The organism is Dysosmobacter sp. HCP28S3_G4 (genome assembly GCF_052065175.1).
Taxonomy (GTDB): Bacteria; Bacillota; Clostridia; order Oscillospirales; family Oscillospiraceae; genus Oscillibacter.
In genome coordinates, this window is sequence record NZ_JBQHUP010000116.1 from 1 (window position 1) to 625 (window position 625).

General features: G+C 56.8%; 1 protein-coding gene. It reads left to right on the forward strand.

Annotation, left to right across the window (positions count from 1 at the left end):
- Nucleotides 1-42: 42 nt before the first annotated feature.
- Nucleotides 43-625, forward strand: a 583-nt coding sequence (locus ACTNBU_RS12695; protein WP_441034459.1) for a transposase, incomplete at its 3' end; no start/stop codon positions are given.

Consider the following 625-nt stretch of genomic DNA (forward strand, 5'->3'; position numbering starts at 1 on the left):
CCGGAGCGTGCGGACGGCCACCAGAAATGGGTGGACTTTGTCATGACATTCTGGCACTGCGACTGCATCTGCCGCGTCAGCGAGAAGGCATTCACCGAGCGCTACCAGAAATGGTGCAAGCGTAAGGGTTACCATTTCAGTGAAGAGAAAGCTCTGGATATCTACGCCGGAAGCTGCGGCCATTTCACCACGCTACCGAAGAACGACAACACCAAGCTGCTCATTACCACAGCCGCACAGCAGCTTCTTGCAGGAAAGACTACGTTGGCTGCTCTGCGAGCAGAGATGACACGACTCGCCTCACAGCTCCCGGAGTACGAAACCGTGCGCGCCATGTACGGCGTTGGCGAAACCACAGCTGCGCAACTCATGGCTGAGATTGGCGATGTGCGCCGTTTTCCCCGCCGCAGTTCCATTGTGGGCTTCGCTGGCGTTGACCCGGCTGTGGACCAGTCCGGCAAGCATGAGACACAAAGCACGTCGACCACAAAGCGTGGTTCGCCGCATCTTCGGAAAACGCTGTACCAGATCGTCTGCACATATCTCAGAAAAGCGCCGGCAGACGAGCCGGTGTACCAGTTTCTCGATAAGAAACGCGCTGAGGGCAAGCCATACTTTGTATACA